At 58.7% G+C, this 17814-nt stretch carries 15 protein-coding genes; 10 read left to right on the forward strand and 5 right to left on the reverse strand.

Annotated elements, in window-relative coordinates:
- The first annotated feature begins 19 nt into the window (after nt 1-19).
- A complete protein-coding gene (locus LRO94_RS08220) occupies nt 20-1939 on the forward strand; it encodes an ATP-binding cassette domain-containing protein (protein WP_032888786.1) in 1920 nt (639 codons plus the stop codon).
- Between the two features lie 138 nt (nt 1940-2077).
- Here the strand turns inward: LRO94_RS08220 and LRO94_RS08225 are convergent, their stop codons facing one another.
- Complete coding sequence (locus LRO94_RS08225; RefSeq protein ID WP_032888788.1) at nt 2078-2518, reverse strand: universal stress protein; 441 nt, start codon at nt 2516-2518, stop codon at nt 2078-2080.
- A 105-nt stretch (nt 2519-2623) separates the two neighbouring features.
- On the opposite strand from LRO94_RS08225, the gene LRO94_RS08230 reads away from it, so the two are divergent.
- The 7 genes from LRO94_RS08230 to LRO94_RS08260 all read left to right on the forward strand — a co-directional run bounded on the left by LRO94_RS08230 (nt 2624) and on the right by LRO94_RS08260 (nt 10978).
- Nucleotides 2624-3061 (forward strand): hypothetical protein, encoded by a 438-nt coding sequence (locus tag LRO94_RS08230; protein ID WP_032888790.1) that lies wholly within the window; start codon nt 2624-2626, stop codon nt 3059-3061.
- Between the two features lie 493 nt (nt 3062-3554).
- Nucleotides 3555-5702, forward strand: coding sequence for a fatty acid oxidation complex subunit alpha FadB (fadB, locus tag LRO94_RS08235; RefSeq protein WP_032888792.1), 2148 nt, complete (start codon nt 3555-3557; stop codon nt 5700-5702).
- 29 nt (nt 5703-5731) lie between these two features.
- The gene (fadA, locus tag LRO94_RS08240) at nt 5732-6907 is read left to right on the forward strand and encodes an acetyl-CoA C-acyltransferase FadA (protein WP_024074080.1); all 1176 of its coding nucleotides are present in this window, start codon (nt 5732-5734) and stop codon (nt 6905-6907) included.
- A 97-nt stretch (nt 6908-7004) separates the two neighbouring features.
- Nucleotides 7005-7241 (forward strand): DUF1653 domain-containing protein, encoded by a 237-nt coding sequence (locus LRO94_RS08245; protein WP_010212074.1) that lies wholly within the window; start codon nt 7005-7007, stop codon nt 7239-7241.
- A 114-nt stretch (nt 7242-7355) separates the two neighbouring features.
- Nucleotides 7356-9977, forward strand: coding sequence for a type I DNA topoisomerase (gene topA, locus LRO94_RS08250; protein ID WP_095184112.1), 2622 nt, complete (start codon nt 7356-7358; stop codon nt 9975-9977).
- Nucleotides 9978-10104: 127 nt separating this feature from the next.
- Nucleotides 10105-10626 (forward strand): DUF6586 family protein, encoded by a 522-nt coding sequence (locus tag LRO94_RS08255; protein ID WP_095184113.1) that lies wholly within the window; start codon nt 10105-10107, stop codon nt 10624-10626.
- A gap of 118 nt (nt 10627-10744) precedes the next feature.
- Entirely contained in the window at nt 10745-10978 is a 234-nt protein-coding gene (locus LRO94_RS08260; RefSeq protein ID WP_032889274.1) for a hypothetical protein, read from the forward strand.
- Nucleotides 10979-11236: 258 nt separating this feature from the next.
- Here LRO94_RS08260 and sulA read toward each other — a convergent pair whose 3' ends face one another.
- On the reverse strand, nt 11237-11710 hold the full coding sequence (gene sulA / locus LRO94_RS08265; RefSeq protein ID WP_099601405.1) for an SOS-induced cell division inhibitor SulA: 474 nt from the start codon (nt 11708-11710) through the stop codon (nt 11237-11239).
- Between the two features lie 10 nt (nt 11711-11720).
- Entirely contained in the window at nt 11721-12329 is a 609-nt protein-coding gene (gene lexA, locus LRO94_RS08270; RefSeq protein ID WP_003172575.1) for a transcriptional repressor LexA, read from the reverse strand.
- Between the two features lie 263 nt (nt 12330-12592).
- On the opposite strand from lexA, the gene LRO94_RS08275 reads away from it, so the two are divergent.
- Together LRO94_RS08275 and nagZ are read left to right on the forward strand one after the other, a co-directional pair.
- Nucleotides 12593-13300, forward strand: a complete 708-nt coding sequence (locus tag LRO94_RS08275) for a TetR/AcrR family transcriptional regulator (protein WP_032888800.1) — start codon at nt 12593-12595, stop codon at nt 13298-13300.
- A 144-nt stretch (nt 13301-13444) separates the two neighbouring features.
- Nucleotides 13445-14455, forward strand: coding sequence for a beta-N-acetylhexosaminidase (gene nagZ / locus LRO94_RS08280; RefSeq protein WP_032888802.1), 1011 nt, complete (start codon nt 13445-13447; stop codon nt 14453-14455).
- An 87-nt stretch (nt 14456-14542) separates the two neighbouring features.
- On the opposite strand, the gene LRO94_RS08285 is transcribed toward nagZ, so the two are convergent.
- Nucleotides 14543-17230 carry a DEAD/DEAH box helicase gene (locus LRO94_RS08285; RefSeq protein WP_032888805.1) on the reverse strand — a complete coding sequence of 896 codons (2688 nt, stop codon included), beginning with the start codon at nt 17228-17230 and terminating at the stop codon, nt 14543-14545.
- Nucleotides 17231-17239: 9 nt separating this feature from the next.
- Nucleotides 17240-17806 carry a CsiV family protein gene (locus LRO94_RS08290; protein WP_032888806.1) on the reverse strand — a complete coding sequence of 189 codons (567 nt, stop codon included), beginning with the start codon at nt 17804-17806 and terminating at the stop codon, nt 17240-17242.
- Nucleotides 17807-17814 lie beyond the last annotated feature (8 nt).

Here is a 17814-nt window from a genome sequence, read left to right on the forward strand (position 1 = left end):
CCAGTTTTTGGAGAAGCGTATGACCCTGCTCAAATTCAGCGATGTGTCCCTTGCTTTCGGCGCTATGCCGTTGTTGGACAAGGTGTCCTGGCAGATCGCCCGTGGTGAGCGGGTGTGCATCATCGGCCGCAACGGCACCGGCAAGTCCAGCATGATGAAGCTGGTAAAAGGCGACCAAAAGCCCGATGACGGCTCTGTTTGGCGCGCCCCGGGCCTCAAGATTGGCGAATTGCCGCAAGAATTGCCGGTGGCCGACGGACGGACAGTGTTCGACGTGGTTGCCGAAGGCCTGGACGGTGTGGGCGAGTTGCTTGCGCAATACCATCACCTGGCGCAGAACTGCGTCACCGAGGAAGACCTGAACAAGCTGATGCACGTTCAGCAGGACCTCGAAGCACGTGATGGCTGGCGCCTGCAGCAACTGGTGGACAGCACCCTGAGCCGCCTGCAACTGCCGGCCGACAAGACCCTTGCCGAGTTGTCCGGCGGCTGGCGTCGCCGCGTGCTGCTGGCCCAGGCCCTGGTGTCCGAGCCGGATCTGTTGCTGCTCGACGAACCAACGAACCACCTGGACATCGGCGCCATCGCCTGGCTTGAAGAAGCCCTCAAGGATTTCCAGGGCGCCGTGCTGTTCATCACGCACGACCGTTCTTTCCTGCAAAACCTGGCCACGCGCATCCTTGAACTGGATCGCGGCGGCTTGATCGACTGGAACGGCGACTACGCCAGCTTCCTGGTGCACAAAGAAGCGACGCTGGCGGCGGAAGAAACTGCCAACGCGCTGTTCGACAAAAAGCTGGCCCAGGAAGAAGTCTGGATCCGCCAGGGCATCAAAGCGCGCCGCACCCGTAACGAAGGCCGCGTGCGCGCCCTCAAAGCCCTGCGTGTTGAACGTAGCGAGCGTCGTGAGCGCACCGGCAAGGCCAATATCCAGCTGGATACCGCCGACAAGTCGGGTAAACAAGTGATGGTGCTGGAAAACGTCAGCTTCCATCACCCGGACGGTCCGTTCCTGATCAAGGACTTCTCCATGGTCCTGCAGCGTGGCGACCGTATTGGTCTGCTGGGCGCCAACGGTACCGGCAAGACTACCTTGCTCAAGCTGATGCTCAATGGTCTGAAGCCGACCAGCGGCACCGTGGAGGAGGGCACACGCATCGACGTGGCTTACTTCGACCAGTTACGCCATCAGTTGGACCTGGAAAAAACCGTGATCGACAACGTGGCTGAAGGCCGCGACTTTATCGACATCGACGGCCAGAGCCGCCACGTGCTGAGCTACCTGGGCGACTTCCTGTTCAGCCCGCAGCGCGCACGGACGCCGGTCAAGGCCTTGTCCGGTGGTGAGCGCGCACGCTTGCTGTTGGCCAAACTGTTCAGCAAACCTGCCAACTTGCTGGTGCTCGACGAACCGACCAACGACCTCGACGTAGAAACCCTTGAACTGCTGGAAGAGGTCTTATTGACCTTCAACGGCACTGTGCTGATGGTCAGCCACGACCGGGCATTCCTCGATAACGTGGTCACCAGCACCCTGGTCTTCGAAGGTGAAGGCAAGGTGCGCGAATACGTCGGTGGCTATCAGGACTGGCTGCGCCAGGGCGGTTCACCGCGCCTGTTGGGCGTGACCGAGAGCAAGTCCGGCAAGGCCGACTTGAACTCGGCGGTGGTCACACCTGTTGCCGCTGCTGCCCCTGCACCCGAGGCTGCGCCGACGGCCAAGAAGAAGCTCAGCTACAAGTTGCAGCGCGAGCTGGAAGCCTTGCCGGGTGATATCGACGCCAAGGAACAGCAGATTGCTGCGGTAGAAGCCGACATGGCTGATGCGGGTTTTTATCTGCGTCCGGCGGCGGAAACTGCCAAGGTCATCGCTTCTCTGGAGAAGTTGAACCAAGAGCTGGAAGTGCTGATGGAGCGTTGGGCAGAGTTAGATGCCTGAGTGACTTTAGGTCAGTAAAAAAGTGGCTCAAATGTGGGAGGGGGCTTGCCCCCGATAGCGGTGTCTCAGTCAGTGGTGTTTCTACTGAGAGGCTGCTATCGGGGGCAAGCCCCCTCCCGCATTGCATCTTCATCGGCGTTACGAGCTTTTTACCAACTTAACGGCCAACACATCGCACGGCGCTCCGTGCAGTACATCATTGGCGGTGGAGCCCAGCAGCAATGCCAAGCCGTGACGGCCATGGCTGCCCACCACGATCAGATCGCAGTTCTGTTCCTTGGCCAGGTGGTGGATCTCCTGGCGCGGTTGGCCGTAAGTGAGGTGGGAGTTTTCCTTGGTCAGTTCCGGGTATTTGATGATCAACCGGTCCAGGCGTTCTTTGGCCTGATCGAACTGTTGTTGTTGCAGTTGGGAAAGGTCCATCGGCACATCGCCGCCAAACGCCATGGCCATGGGCTCGACGATGTGTACCAGTGACAGCTTGGCGCCGTTTGCGATTGCTGAAGCCTGCGCGCGCTTGATCACTGGATCGCACTCTTCGGTCAGGTCGACGGCGACCAGAATATGTGTGTAGGACATGGGGCGTTCCTCCAGGGGACTGCAATAAGTTCAGTATGGCTGCTTTCAAGCGGATGGGGTTGCGTCAGGTCAAATCCGCTCATCTAGAAATTCGGGGGTACTCATATGACGGTCTGGATAGTGGTGTCAATCCTTGTGGTGGTTCTGAGCCCTCTGGCATGGCTACGCCCTTCGCGCCACCAGAGCGGGCGAATGGCCCTGCGCATGGAGGCGCGCCGCATCGGCCTGGCCATGCAATTGGCACCTCAGGAGTGGCCGCACTGGCTCAAGCAAGAGCCGCCGAGCCCCTGTGCGCAATACTGCCGGCCACGACGCGGTAGCACGCCGGCAACCTGGAGTTATTGGCAGTTGGAGCCGGGTGTGTGGGTTAATCAATGGCGTGAAGTCTGCGACGATGAGAAGTTGTTGCCGCATTTTGCAACGCTGCCGGCCAACGTCTACAAGGTCGAGGCCGATAAGCAGATGATTGCCCTGTATTGGGGCGAGAAGGGCGAAGCGAGTGATTTGCTCGCCATTGATGCGCTGCTCAAAGCGCTGGCCTGAAGCGTCTACTGAATTTCAGGCAATAAAAAGCCCGACATCATCATCGGGCTGGAGTTGGCCAGGCAGGCCGGTAATCTGTGCTTGCTGCGTCGGATGTTCATCCGTGCGCGTTATGGTTGCGGCTAGCCTAGCCGGATATCCCGTTCTGTACAGTCTTTTCCCACATCCTTCCTATAATTGATTTCGTGAATATTTGAATATTGGCGAAGCGTGCGCCTATGGTTTGAGTTCTGAAATGACTGGAAAGTCGCGTTTTTCCTAGCCTTTCGAGCGATTGACAATTGCCTGGAATTGGATGAAGGTGGCGTACCCAAATCAAACGGGCGTATGAATTGAGCGTTTGTCTGTCAGACCGCGCGCACATACAACCCGACTATCGCATTGGCGGGTGTGCCTGGCGGATTGGAGTGAGCATTGACCTAAAGGCCAGTGACCAACCAGAGGCCAGCGTCCAATGTGTACTGTTCAGCTTCCATATCGTGGAGATCAGTTGATGATTTACGAAGGTAAAGCCATCACGGTTAAGGCTCTTGAAAGTGGCATCGTCGAATTGAAATTCGACCTCAAGGGTGAGTCCGTCAACAAGTTCAACCGTCTAACCCTGAATGAACTGCGTCAGGCCGTAGACACCATCAAAGCAGATGCTTCGGTCAAGGGCGTGATCGTCTCCAGCGGCAAGGACGTGTTTATCGTCGGCGCTGACATCACCGAATTCGTCGACAACTTCAAGCTGCCCGATGCCGAGCTGGTGGCTGGCAACCTCGAAGCCAACAAGATTTTCAGCGATTTCGAAGACCTCAACGTACCGACCGTTGCCGCGATCAATGGCATCGCGCTGGGCGGTGGCTTCGAAATGTGCCTGGCCGCAGACTTCCGCGTCATGTCGGCCACCGCCAAAATCGGCCTGCCTGAAGTCAAACTGGGCATCTACCCAGGTTTCGGCGGCACCGTGCGCCTGCCGCGCCTGATCGGGGCCGACAACGCCATCGAGTGGATCGCCGCCGGTAAGGAAAACCGTGCTGAAGACGCGCTGAAAGTCGGTGCCGTCGACGCCGTGGTTGCTCCGGACAAACTGGCCGAAGCCGCACTGAACCTGATCAAGGGCGCCATCAGCGGCGAATTTGATTACAAGGCCAAGCGTCAGCCGAAGCTGGAAAAACTCAAGCTCAACGCCATCGAACAAATGATGTCGTTCGAAACCGCCAAAGGTTTCGTCGCTGGCCAGGCCGGTCCGAACTACCCGGCGCCGGTTGAAGCGATCAAAACCATCCAGAAAGCTGCGAGCTTCGGTCGCGATAAAGCCCTGGAAGTGGAAGCGGCAGGCTTCGTCAAACTGGCGAAAACCTCGGCTGCCCAAAGTCTGATTGGCCTGTTCCTGAACGATCAGGAGCTGAAGAAAAAGGCCAAGGCCTACGACGAAATCGCCAAGGACGTGAAACAGGCTGCCGTACTCGGCGCCGGTATCATGGGCGGCGGTATTGCCTATCAGTCGGCGTCCAAAGGCACGCCGATCCTGATGAAAGACATCAACGAGCACGGTATCGAGCAAGGTCTGGCCGAAGCCGCCAAGCTGCTCGTGGGGCGCGTTGATAAAGGTCGCATGACTGCAGCGAAAATGGCTGAAGTGCTTAACGGTATTCGTCCTACGCTGTCCTACGGCGATTTCGGCCATGTCGACCTGGTGGTCGAAGCCGTTGTCGAGAACCCGAAGGTCAAGCAGGCGGTACTGGCTGAAGTTGAAGGCCACGTCAAAGACGACACCATCCTGGCCTCGAACACCTCGACCATTTCCATCTCGCTGCTGGCCAAGGCCCTCAAGCGTCCGGAAAACTTCGTCGGCATGCACTTCTTCAACCCGGTGCACATGATGCCGTTGGTGGAAGTGATCCGTGGCGAGAAGTCCAGCGAGCTGGCTATTGCCACCACCGTTGCCTACGCCAAGAAAATGGGCAAGAACCCGATCGTAGTCAACGATTGCCCTGGCTTCCTGGTCAACCGCGTGCTGTTCCCGTACTTCGGTGGTTTCGCCAAGCTGGTGAGCGCCGGTGTTGACTTCGTGCGCATCGACAAAGTCATGGAAAAATTCGGCTGGCCGATGGGCCCGGCGTACCTGATGGACGTGGTCGGCATCGACACCGGCCACCACGGTCGTGACGTGATGGCTGAAGGCTTCCCGGACCGCATGAAAGACGACCGCCGCTCCGCTGTCGATGCTCTCTATGAAGCCAAGCGCCTGGGCCAGAAGAACGGCAAGGGCTTCTACGCCTACGAGACCGACAAGAAGGGCAAGCAGAAAAAAGTCGCCGATCCATCGGTTCACGAAGTGCTCGCACCGGTCATCTACGAACAGCGTGAGGTGTCCGATGAGGACATCATCAACTGGATGATGATCGCCCTGTGCCTGGAAACCGTACGCTGCCTGGAAGACGGTATAGTTGAAACCGCTGCCGAAGCCGATATGGGCTTGGTGTACGGTATTGGTTTCCCTCCATTCCGTGGCGGTGCGCTGCGTTACATCGACTCGATCGGTGTGGCCGAATTCGTTGCCCTGGCTGATCAATACGCTGATCTGGGCCCGCTGTACCACCCGACCGCGAAGCTGCGTGAAATGGCCAAAAATGGCCAGAGCTTCTTCGGTTAAGCGCCCAGACGACTAGAGCGAGAATATTTATGAGCTTGAATCCAAGAGACGTGGTGATTGTCGACTTCGGTCGCACACCGATGGGCCGCTCCAAGGGCGGCATGCACCGCAACACCCGCGCTGAAGACATGTCCGCGCACCTGATCAGCAAATTGCTGGAACGCAACGTCAAGGTCGACCCGAACGAAGTCGAAGACGTAATCTGGGGCTGCGTCAACCAGACCCTGGAGCAGGGCTGGAACATCGCGCGCATGGCGTCGCTGATGACTCAGATCCCGCACACAGCTGCTGGCCAGACCGTGAGCCGCTTGTGCGGTTCGTCCATGAGCGCGCTGCACACCGCCGCCCAAGCGATCATGACTGGCAACGGGGATGTTTTTGTAGTCGGTGGCGTGGAGCACATGGGCCACGTCAGCATGATGCACGGCGTCGATCCAAACCCGCACATGTCGCTCTACGCGGCGAAAGCCTCTGGCATGATGGGCTTGACTGCAGAAATGCTCGGCAAGATGCACGGCATTACCCGCGAAGCCCAGGACGCGTTCGGCTTGCGCTCCCACCAACTCGCCCACAAGGCGACCGTGGAAGGCAAGTTCAAGGATGAAATCATCCCGATGAACGGTTACGACGAGAACGGCTTCTTGAAACTGTTCGACTACGACGAAACCATTCGTCCGGACACCACCCTGGAAAGCTTGGCGGCCCTGAAGCCGGCATTCAATCCAAAGGGCGGCACCGTGACAGCGGGTACTTCGTCGCAAATCACCGACGGTGCTTCGTGCATGATCGTGATGTCGGCGCAGCGTGCCCAGGACCTGGGCATCCAGCCGCTGGCAGTGATCCGTTCGATGGCAGTGGCGGGTGTGGACCCGGCAATCATGGGCTATGGTCCTGTACCGGCCACACAAAAAGCGTTGAAGCGCGCGGGCCTGACTATCTCCGATATCGATTTCTTCGAGCTCAACGAAGCTTTCGCCGCACAGGCCCTGCCGGTGCTGAAAGATTTGAAAGTACTCGACAAGATGAACGAGAAGGTTAACCTGCACGGCGGTGCGATTGCCCTGGGCCACCCATTCGGTTGTTCCGGTGCGCGTATTTCCGGCACTTTGCTTAACGTGATGAAGCAAAATGGCGGTAACCTTGGGGTTGCAACCATGTGCATTGGTCTCGGCCAAGGCATTTCCACCGTCTTCGAACGCGTCTAAGCGTTGAGTTGACGGAAGCCGGGGCCAAGTGCCCCGGTTTTTGTTTTTTGGAATTTTTAATATTTTTTTTCAACAAATTTTGTAAGGGGGCCAGAGCATGAAAGTCGAACCAGGGCTCTACCAACATTATAAAGGTCCGCAGTACCGCGTTTTCAGCGTGGCACGGCATTCCGAGACCGAAGAAGAAGTGGTGTTCTACCAAGCACTGTATGGCGATTACGGCTTTTGGGTGCGTCCCTTGAGCATGTTCCTGGAGACCGTCGAAGTTGACGGCGAGCAGGTCCCGCGCTTTGCTTTGGTCCAGGCCGAACCCAGTCTTTTTTCAGGGCAATAACGGCAGGCGGCGCAGAATGCTGCGCTTGACCTCACCTTGTTGCCACTATATATAGCGTTGCCGCGTCAGGCGCCAACCGCCTTTCACTTCTCGAATTCAGGAATTTTCCGATCCATGGGCAAATCGCTGGTCATTGTGGAATCCCCGGCTAAGGCCAAGACCATCAACAAGTACTTGGGTAACGAGTACGTGGTGAAGTCGAGTATCGGCCATATCCGAGACCTGCCCACCAGCGGTTCGGCTAGCGCCAGCAAGGAGCCTGCCGCCAAGCGCGGCAAGGCAGCTGCGGGCGAAGGTCCGGTGCTCACGCCTAAAGAGAAAGCGCGCAAGCAGCTGGTCTCGCGCATGGGTGTGGACCCGGATCATGGCTGGAAGGCCAAGTACGAAATCCTTCCGGGCAAGGAAAAGGTCATCGAAGAGCTGCGCCGGCTCGCCAAAGATGCCGACACCATCTATCTCGCGACGGACTTGGACCGCGAAGGGGAAGCCATTGCCTGGCACCTGCGGGAAGCCATTGGCGGTGACGACAGCCGCTACAAGCGTGTGGTGTTCAACGAAATCACCAAGAAAGCCATTCAGGAAGCCTTCTCCAAGCCGGGCGAGCTCGATATCGACCGTGTCAACGCGCAGCAGGCCCGTCGGTTCCTCGACCGCGTCGTGGGTTACATGGTCTCGCCGCTGCTATGGGCCAAGATCGCCCGTGGGCTGTCCGCCGGTCGTGTGCAATCGGTAGCGGTCAAGCTGGTGGTGGAGCGTGAGCGTGAGATCCGTGCGTTCAACCCTGAAGAGTATTGGGAAGTCCACGCCGACCTGGGCACTGCCAAGGGCAACAACGTGCGCTTTGAAGTGGCCCGCGAGAAAGGTGAAGCCTTCAAGCCGCTGAACGAAGCTCAGGCCATGGCCGCGCTGGAAAAGCTCAAGGCCTCCAGCTACAGCATCGTCAAGCGCGAAGACAAGCCGACCAGCAGCAAACCGTCGGCACCGTTCATCACCTCCACCCTGCAGCAGGCCGCGAGCAACCGCCTGGGCTTCGGCGTGAAGAAAACCATGATGATGGCCCAGCGTCTTTACGAAGCCGGCTACATCACTTATATGCGTACTGACTCCACCAACCTGTCGCAAGACGCGGTGGCAATGGCGCGTACCTATATTGAAAGCGAGTTCGGCAAGAAGTACCTGCCGGAGAAGCCGAACGTCTACAGCAGCAAAGAAGGCGCCCAGGAGGCTCACGAAGCGATTCGTCCTTCCGATGCCAACACCGAGCCAAGCAAGCTGAGTGGCATGGAGCGCGACGCTGAGCGCCTCTACGAGCTGATCTGGCGCCAGTTCCTGGCTTGCCAGATGCTGCCGGCGCAATATCTGTCGACAACCGTCAGCGTGGGTGCTGGCGACTTCGAACTACGTGCCAAGGGCCGTATCCTCAAGTTCGATGGCTACACCCGCGTGATGCCGCAAATCGCCAAGCCTGGTGACGACGATGTACTGCCGGACATGGCCCAGGGCGATACGTTGAAGCTGATCAAGCTCGACCCGTCCCAACACTTCACCAAGCCACCGGCGCGTTACTCGGAAGCCAGCCTGGTCAAGGAAATGGAAAAGCGCGGTATCGGTCGTCCATCGACCTATGCGGCGATCATCTCCACCATCCAGGACCGTGGTTATGTAGCGCTGCACAACCGTCGGTTCTATTCGGAAAAGATGGGCGACATCGTTACAGAGCGTCTGTCCGAGAGCTTCTCCAACCTGATGGACTACGGCTTTACCGCCGGCATGGAAGAGAACCTCGATGACGTGGCCCAAGGTGAGCGCGACTGGAAAAATGTACTCGACGAGTTCTACGGCGACTTCAAGAAGAAACTCGAAGTAGCTGAGAGCCCTGAGAGCGGCATGCGTGCCAACCAGCCGGTTATGACCGATATCCCGTGTCAGACGTGCGGCCGCCCGATGCAGATTCGTACGGCATCCACCGGCGTGTTCCTTGGTTGCTCGGGCTACAGCTTGCCGCCGAAAGAACGCTGCAAGGCCACGGTCAATCTGGTGCCGGGTGATGAAATCGCCGCCGATGACGAAGGTGAGTCCGAGTCGCTGGTCTTGCGTGGCAAGCACCGCTGCCCGATCTGCAGCACGGCTATGGACGCCTATCTGCTTGACGAGAAGCACAAGCTGCACATCTGCGGTAACAACCCGGATTGCAACGGCTACGAGATTGAAGAGGGCACCTACCGCATCAAGGGCTACGAAGGGCCGAGCCTGGAATGCGATAAGTGCGGCAGCGAGATGCAGCTCAAGACCGGTCGTTTCGGCAAGTTCTTCGGTTGCACCAATCCGACCTGCAAGAACACTCGCAAACTGCTGAAAAGCGGTGATGCGGCGCCGCCGAAGATGGATCCGGTGAAGATGCCGGAGCTCAAGTGCGAGAAGGTCAACGATACCTACATCCTGCGTGATGGCGCTTCGGGGTTGTTCCTGGCGGCAAGCCAGTTCCCGAAAAACCGCGAGACCCGCGCGCCGTTGGTGCTGGAAATCGTTCCGCACAAGGACGAGATCGATCCGAAGTACCACTTCCTGTGTGAAGCGCCGAAGAAGGACCCGGATGGTCGTCCAGCCGTGATCCGCTATAGCCGCAAGACCAAGGAGCAGTACGTACAGACCGAAGTAGACGGCAAGCCTACCGGCTGGAAAGCGTTCTACGACGGCGGCAAGTGGAAGGTCGAAGACAAGCGCCAAGGGGCTTGATCGACTAATTTGCGATAGACGAAGGCCGCCTGTATGGGCGGCCTTTTTTTGCGCTTGCAGCGGGCTCGGTTGATCCGTGACACTGTTAAGCCAGCATCGCGCCTCATTCGTTGTGGAGATTGCCGTCATGGCCAACGAACTCTATACCCGTACCAATCAGAAAATTTACTTCGCGGGTTTGTCCCTGGAAGCCCTTGGTCGTGCCGAGGAAGGGAAGGAGATGAATGCTATCGCGCTGGTTCAGGCGGGGCGTGAAGCAGCCTTATTCCACCTGTACGGCGCCTTGCTGGGCCTGTGCCATGAAATCGCCGGGTTCTACCGCTTGCCCCAGGCCGGTTCGCCCCGTGCGGAAATGATCATGAGCCGTGAAGTGCTGGAGACCATGGCGATTCCTGAGCTGGCGGAACTGGTAGAGATGGCCCAGAGCCCAGACAGCTGGGTGGCGCGCCTGCTCAAGGCCCATGCCGATATGTTTCAGCCGCCGCGTGTTCCCCATGTGCCTAAGGGTGACGTGAGGCAGCCATTGATCTTGGCAGTTGCGCTGGAGGAGGACGAGCCTAAGTCATTGAGCCGGGAAGAGTTGGAGGGCTGGCGACAGGAGCTGAAGAAGATGGCGCTGCGCTTTCGTGAGGGCCTGAACGAGTGCTAAACCCCGAGTAGGTTTGGAAAGCACCGTTCATCAAGCTGTAAAGAAACCTCCCTAGATCCTCAGCGAGGCTGGGTGGATGACTGATATAATCCCGGCCTTTCGTGGAGAACAGACTTTTATGCCGACGTCCTTTCTGGAAATTGTTGAGTTGCCTGACGGCCGAATCGAGCTGCGTCGGGCTGAGGACGAGGGTTCTCTGGTTATTCTGGACTTTTCAGAGGACGCAAAAGCGTTCCTGCAAGGCCAGCACGTGGAAGTGGCTAAAGCCATGTTGAGCGTAGGTGTGCAGATGGCTGGTCGCCTGGCGGAAGGCGAGCCGGAGAAAGAGGATGGGTCGCGGGTTCTTCACTGAGTCTGTGCCGAGCGCTGCTTATTGCGAGCGGATTTTTTGATGAGTGTACTTGTTGTGGTGAGCGGGCTTGCCCCGCGCTGGGTTGCGAAGCAGCCCTAAAACCAGGCGCCGTGGATCATCCGATATACCGCATCAATCTATTCAGGGCCGCTTCGCAGCCCAGCGCGGGGCAAGCTCGCTCGCCACAGAAGTTCGCTAAGCATAATGAGCATGCTCACTACAATCAGCCCTCTTCGCGCCCTCATCAAACCCAGCTTTTTATCCCAATCTAATATTCAAACTCTGTGCATCACCCGTGCGTGCGGCACTGATCAATTGCTGCTTGGCCGACGCATTCAGCGGATTCAACCAGCTCACCACCGTATGGCTACGACCCAGGCGCAACGCTTCGCATGTCAACTGCTGGGCACTTTGCGCGCCGCGCGGTTGCAGTAACAGGATGCGCTCACGATTGAGGCCGGCGTCCCGCAGCCAGGCCTGTGTAAGGCTGGCGGGCGGGGCAATCAGGGTCAACCAGCGTGCATCCTGATCTTCGCTCAGATCACGCAGGATAGGTGCCAATAGGCTCAGGCAGCTCCCGGCCGCACCGCGCAACGACAGTTCACTGAACGCCTCGGGTTCAGCGCTCCAGGGCGCCTCTACCGTTTCCTTGAGGATGGGCGCAAGGGGTTGAGCCATAAAGGCCTCGAACAGCGACAGTTGTGTGTGTTGTGGGGTGTGTACGAGCTGCATGATGCCTCCTTTAGCGGCGAATGACGCCGACGCTCAAGCCTTCGATCACCAGGTCCTGATCTTTCAGGTTTACTTCAATCGGGGCGAACTCAGGGTTCTCGGCCAGGAGCCAGACCTTGCTGCCTTCGCGCTTGAAGCGTTTTACGGTGACTTCATCGCCGATGCGGGCGACGACGATCTGGCCATTACGGGCTTCGCGGGTGGTGTGGACGGCTAGCAGGTCGCCGTCAAAGATGCCCACGTCTTTCATGCTCATGCCGTGCACCCGCAACAGGTAGTCGGCACGCGGATGGAAAAAAGTCGGGTTGATGTTGCAGGATTCCTCGACGTGCTGTTGTGCCAGGATCGGCGCACCAGCGGCAACGCGGCCAATGATCGGCAGTGTCGATTCGTCGGCCTTGGCTTCGAAGCCAGGGATGCGAATACCGCGCGAGGCACCGGGGGTCATCTCGATCGCACCTTTGCGGGCGAGTGCCTTGAGGTGTTCTTCGGCGGCGTTGGGGGACTTGAACCCGAGTTCCAGCGCAATCTCAGCTCGTGTCGGCGGGTAGCCGTTGTCATCGAGGCAGCGCTTGATAAAAGCCAGAATCTCAGCTTGGCGTGGCGTCAGTTTTAGCATGTTGATCGCTCTGTCTTTTTATACAGTGACTGGGATTATATACAGTGAACTGCGCTTGGCAATCATCCTTTTCTGTGACTCCGCTGGACGGTCATTCGCCATCCTTCCTACAACGCAGGTATGGCACTGCCTACAGACCTGAAGGGATGTGATTAAATAGCGATGAAATAGATGACTGACCGGCCGGAAAGCGAACCCGCAGGCTTGACAAGACACACCCTGAAACGTATGTTTCAAACAAGTGTTTGTCAGGCGGAGTAGTCATGGCCCAGTCGGAAACCGTTGAACGCATTCTCGATGCTGCCGAGCAATTGTTCGCGGAAAAAGGATTTGCTGAAACTTCATTGCGGCTGATCACTAGCAAGGCAGGGGTCAACCTCGCCGCTGTGAACTACCATTTCGGCTCGAAAAAAGCCCTGATCCAGGCGGTGTTCTCTCGCTTCCTGGGGCCGTTTTGCGCAAGTCTCGATCGTGAGCTAGAGCGTCGCCAGGCCAAGGCCGACAACAAGCCCAGCCTGGAAGAGCTGCTGGAGATCCTCGTCGAGCAAGCCCTGGTGGTTCAACCGCGCAGTGGCAACGACCTATCGATTTTCATGCGCCTGTTGGGCCTGGCTTTCAGCCAAAGCCAGGGCCACTTGCGGCGTTACCTGGAAGACATGTACGGCAAGGTGTTCCGCCGCTATATGTTGCTGGTCAACGAAGCGGCGCCGCGTATCCCGCCTATCGAACTGTTCTGGCGCGTGCATTTCATGCTGGGTGCGGCGGCGTTCAGCATGTCGGGCATCAAGGCACTGCGTGCGATTGCCGAGACCGATTTCGGCGTCAACACCTCCATCGAACAGGTCATGCGCCTGATGGTGCCGTTCCTCGCCGCCGGTATGCGCGCCGAAACCGGTGTGACCGATCCGGGCATGGCCGCTGCTCAGTTGCGTCCACGCAGCAAAACTGCGCCGGTTCCTGCCAAGGTTTGACTGCGCCGGGTGTGCGCGGCTGCTTGCATCCGCTAAGCTAGCCGCCATGCCGAATTCAGCTATTTACTCGCAACCCGTTGTGCTTGCCGCGCGTATCGCGCGAAGCAAGTGCACCGGGTTGTGTGCGTTATTTAAGGAAGGTTTATGACTGCTGCCCTGCAAGGTTCTTTGATGGTCGACGTTGCCGGTACCTGGCTGACGGCCGAGGATCGCCACCTGTTGCGTCAGCCTGAAGTGGGTGGCCTGATTATTTTTGCGCGCAATATCGAGCATCCGCGCCAAGTGCGTGAACTGAGCGCGGCGATTCGCGCAGTGCGCCCGGATTTGCTGCTGGCCGTCGATCAGGAAGGCGGTCGTGTACAGCGTTTGCGCCAAGGCTTCGTGCGCCTGCCGGCTATGCGTGCGCTGGCGGACAACCCCAACGCTGAATACCTGGCCGAGCAGTGCGGTTGGATAATGGCCACCGAAGTGTTGGCTGTCGGCCTGGATTTAAGCTTCGCCCCGGTGCTGGACTTGGACTACCAACGCAGCGCGGTGGTCGGCACCCGTTCCTTTGAGGGCGACCCCGAGCGTGCAGCGGTGCTCGCAGGTGCCTTTATTCGTGGCATGAACAGCGCTGGCATGGCTGCGACCGGCAAACACTTCCCGGGACATGGTTGGGCAGAGGCTGATTCCCACGTCGCCATTCCCAATGACGAACGTAGCCTGGAACAGATTCGTGCCAATGATCTGGTGCCTTTCGCACGTCTGAGCAAGCAATTGGCGGCGGTGATGCCGGCTCACGTCATCTACCCGCAAGTCGACGCCCAGCCTGCTGGTTTCTCGCGCCGTTGGTTGCAGGACATCCTGCGCGGCGAGCTGCAATTTGACGGGGTAATTTTCAGTGATGACCTGTCCATGGCCGGTGCCCATGTGGTCGGCGATGCGGCCAGTCGTATCGAAGCGGCATTGACGGCCGGCTGTGACATGGGGCTGGTGTGCAATGACCGTGCTGCTGCGGAGCTTGCCCTCACTGCGGCGCAGCGGATGAAAGTCACTCCATCGCCCCGAATTGCGCGCATGCGTGGTAAGGCGATTGCTTCGACCGATTACAAGCAGGATCCGCGTTGGTTGGCGGCGCTCACTGCGTTGCGAAAGGCTCAGTTGATCGGCTGAACATCGCGGCGAGGCCATCGCAGGCAAGTCAGCTCTCACAGGGTGTTCATTCCGGGTGTGTGGCTTGCCTACCAAACAATCTAACGGTCAGCGCTTCTCTTGCTTATCAGGCAGCGGCGCAAACAACGCTTCAATTTCCTCATTGCCCAACTGCCAATCCCCGGTGGTTCGTCCATCCAGCACACCCGCCGCCAGGTCGGATTTTTCCTTCTGCAGGTGCTGGATTTTCTCTTCCACCGTCCCTCGGGCAATCAGCTTATAGACAAATACCGGCTTCTCCTGCCCGATGCGATACGCACGGTCAGTGGCCTGGTTTTCCGTCGCCGGGTTCCACCACGGATCGTAGTGGATCACGGTATCGGCTTCCGTCAGGTTAAGCCCCACGCCACCGGCCTTCAGGCTTATCAGAAAAATCTGCAACTTGCCGCTCTGGAAATCCTTCACCGGCGTGCGCCGATCCCGGGTCTGGCCGGTGAGCAGCGCGTAGGCAATGCCGCGTTTTTTCAGTTCGACTTCGATCAGGCTCAGCATCGAGGTGAACTGGGAAAACAACAGGATCCGGCGCCCTTCGGCAAACAACTCGTCGAGCATTTCCACCAGGCTGTCGAGCTTGCCCGAGCTGCTGCCGCGGGCAGGCAGAGTGGCGTCGTTGACCAAGCGTAGATCGCAGCAGACCTGTCGCAGCTTGAGCAGCGCTTCAAGGATGATGATCTGGCTGCGCGCCACGCCCTTGCGGGTGATCTCGTCGCGGACCTTTTTATCCATGGCCAGGCGCATGGTTTCGTAAACGTCGCGCTGGGCCTCGTTGAGGTCGACCCAGTGGATGATTTCGGTCTTGGGTGGCAACTCCGTCGCCACTTGTTCCTTGGTTCGGCGCAGCAGGAAGGGTTTTATCCGGCCGTTGAGGTGCTGCAATCGCACCTCACTGGCGCGCTTTTCGATGGGCACACGGTAATCACGGTTGAAGCTTTTTACGTCGCCCAACCAGCCTGGCAGCAGGAAGTGGAACAGTGACCACAGTTCGCCCAGATGATTTTCCAAGGGCGTGCCGCTCAGGCACAGGCGCTGCCGAGCATTCAGCTCGCGCGCCGCTTGGGCCGCCTTGCTGGAGGGATTCTTGATGTACTGGGCTTCGTCGAGGATCAATACGTGCAAGGGCAGGGCGGCGAGGTGGTCGATATCCTTGGGCAGCAGGGCGTAGGTAGTGAGCAGGAGGTCGTAGTCCTGCAGGTTGGCGAAGTGTTTCTTGCGACCCGCGCCGTACAGCGCCAATACCTTGAGTTGCGGTGTGAAGTGCGCGGCTTCGTCGAGCCAGTTAGGGATGAGGCTGGTGGGCATCACCACCATGCAGGGCCGGTCCAGGCGTCCGGCAATCTTTTCGCTGAGCAGATGCGCCAGGGTCTGCAGGGTTTTACCCAGGCCCATGTCATCCGCAAGGATCCCGCCGACGTCCAATTGCCGCAGCGACTGCATCCAGCTCAGGCCTTCCAACTGATACGGGCGCAACGTCGCGTTCAAACCCTCGGGCGCCGCACAGGTGAAGTCCTTGATATCCCTCAGGCGTTGGGCAAAGTTGCGGATCTTCTCGCCGCCTTCCCATTGCAGTGGCAGGTCTTCCAGCGGGTTCAACCGAATTGCATCGGCCTTGGCCAAACGCAGCGTGGTGCCAGGGTCCTGTAGGTAAAACTCGCCAAGCGTTGCCAGAACCGGTTTCAGGCGGCCGTAAGGTAATGCCACTTGTAGTGGGCCGTGGCCGTTGGGCAGGCCGGGGATATTCACCAGGATCAGTTCGTCATCGCGGCGCCGAGCGAGTTTCTCCGGGTTGAGGATCTCGGTGTGGGAGCGCATCAAATTCAGCAGGATCGGCAATAGGCTCAGCCGCTCTCCGTTGACGATGATGCCCAGTTCCAGGTCAAACCAATCGCGCTCAGGCCCGTCATCGACAGTGGCGTACCAGTCGTCCACCGGGCTCAGGTCGAAACCGAAATCCTCATCGATCTGCAATTCCCAGCCTTCGGCGCGCAGGGTGGGTGAGACGTTAAGGGTGAAGTTCAGCCAGGCGCTGTCATTGACCATTTCGAAGAGCTCGCCAGCGCTTTCCGGCAGTGCCTTGCTCTGGCGGGTGGCGATCTTGAAACCCAGCAGGCGCAGTCGTTCACGAAAGGGTTGTTCCAGCTCCGGATGGCGCTTGATGCGCAGGCTCTGGGTTTCCTGGCGCACGATGATGTCGGCGTTCTTTTGCCCGCTGACATAGTTGCCCAAGTAATTGAACGAGAGCGCGGCACGGTGCTGGATATAGCGCTGCATCTTGCCGTTGCGCGGTTCGAACGCACTGAACTCGACACTCGCCAGCCACAGGCGCGGGACCGGCAGCACGTCCTCCATCACCACCTGCGGCAACACCACACGGTTATCCAGTACGGCCTGGAGTTTTTCCAGCAATTCGGCGTCCTGTGCGGCTGCCGGATACGCCAGTGTTTCCTGGACCTTGAGCAAAACGGCAGCGATGTGTTTGCAATTGGTGTGCACCGGGCAGGTGCAGCGGCTGTCTACCAGAATCAGCGAGCCCTTGGCCGATTCGCGCAGCGAGATGGTTTGTCGGTAAACGTTGCCGCCCGAGCCTTCGCAACTGGCGATGATGGTGCTGTCACCGGATTCGACGATGCGCACCCGATTCTCCAGCGCGTAACGTCGCCCGCGCTCCAGGCTCTGCTCTTTGAAGCGATTGGCCCACGAAGGGGCCAGGGGTTTGGTCAGCGACGATGTCAGGGGCATGGCGCTGGATCAGTCCTGAATGTCGGGCGGTGGTGCGCTGGGTGGCTTGGCGGTCAGCGAAGTGATCTTGATCAGCAGTGCCAGATGGCCGCCGTCCAGATAGTTGAGTTGGTTGTTCTTGGTGCGCACGTCGGTCTGGTTCAGGTGCTCGCTGGCAATCACGCTGCCCTTGCTGTCGAACTGGTTGATCCAGAATTGCGCATCGATATCGGTAAAGCGCCCCAGTTGCAGGTTCAGCGTGCCCTCGATAGGGAACTGGCCGAACTGCTCCTCGCCGTCGGTGATCGCGATTTTGACCGGCTGTTCACCGAGGTTCTGTTCCCACGCCTTGTGCGCCAACACGGTGTAACTGTTATCGGCCCTGAGCTTGTCGACGATATTGTTCAGGCGCGGCGGGCTCATCTTGTCGCCCAGGCGCACAGCCCCGGCATCCCAGTTTTCCGGCGCGGCGCGGCTGTTGATCACCGGCTCCGCGTTTTGGCGCACCAGGATCATTTCTACCTGGTAAGGGCTGTCGGCAAATGCCGAAGGCGCCAGTACCACCAACAACAAGCTCAAAATGCGGAACAGGCGCATTGGGGCGT

Source organism: Pseudomonas sivasensis (assembly GCF_021391435.1).
In the GTDB taxonomy this organism is placed as follows: Bacteria; Pseudomonadota; Gammaproteobacteria; order Pseudomonadales; family Pseudomonadaceae; genus Aquipseudomonas; species Aquipseudomonas sivasensis.

Excerpts from the sequence above, each read along its gene's own strand:
- LRO94_RS08220 (WP_032888786.1), top strand. The coding sequence starts at position 20 with ATGACCCTGCTCAAATTCAGCGATGTGTCCCTTGCTTTCGGCGCTATG.
- LRO94_RS08225 (WP_032888788.1), bottom strand. The coding sequence starts at position 2,518 with ATGTCCTACACACATATTCTGGTCGCCGTCGACCTGACCGAAGAGTGC.
- LRO94_RS08230 (WP_032888790.1), top strand. The coding sequence starts at position 2,624 with ATGACGGTCTGGATAGTGGTGTCAATCCTTGTGGTGGTTCTGAGCCCT.
- fadB (WP_032888792.1), top strand. The coding sequence starts at position 3,555 with ATGATTTACGAAGGTAAAGCCATCACGGTTAAGGCTCTTGAAAGTGGC.
- fadA (WP_024074080.1), top strand. The coding sequence starts at position 5,732 with ATGAGCTTGAATCCAAGAGACGTGGTGATTGTCGACTTCGGTCGCACA.
- LRO94_RS08245 (WP_010212074.1), top strand. The coding sequence starts at position 7,005 with ATGAAAGTCGAACCAGGGCTCTACCAACATTATAAAGGTCCGCAGTAC.
- topA (WP_095184112.1), top strand. The coding sequence starts at position 7,356 with ATGGGCAAATCGCTGGTCATTGTGGAATCCCCGGCTAAGGCCAAGACC.
- LRO94_RS08255 (WP_095184113.1), top strand. The coding sequence starts at position 10,105 with ATGGCCAACGAACTCTATACCCGTACCAATCAGAAAATTTACTTCGCG.
- LRO94_RS08260 (WP_032889274.1), top strand. The coding sequence starts at position 10,745 with ATGCCGACGTCCTTTCTGGAAATTGTTGAGTTGCCTGACGGCCGAATC.
- sulA (WP_099601405.1), bottom strand. The coding sequence starts at position 11,710 with ATGCAGCTCGTACACACCCCACAACACACACAACTGTCGCTGTTCGAG.
- lexA (WP_003172575.1), bottom strand. The coding sequence starts at position 12,329 with ATGCTAAAACTGACGCCACGCCAAGCTGAGATTCTGGCTTTTATCAAG.
- LRO94_RS08275 (WP_032888800.1), top strand. The coding sequence starts at position 12,593 with ATGGCCCAGTCGGAAACCGTTGAACGCATTCTCGATGCTGCCGAGCAA.
- nagZ (WP_032888802.1), top strand. The coding sequence starts at position 13,445 with ATGACTGCTGCCCTGCAAGGTTCTTTGATGGTCGACGTTGCCGGTACC.
- LRO94_RS08285 (WP_032888805.1), bottom strand. The coding sequence starts at position 17,230 with ATGCCCCTGACATCGTCGCTGACCAAACCCCTGGCCCCTTCGTGGGCC.
- LRO94_RS08290 (WP_032888806.1), bottom strand. The coding sequence starts at position 17,806 with ATGCGCCTGTTCCGCATTTTGAGCTTGTTGTTGGTGGTACTGGCGCCT.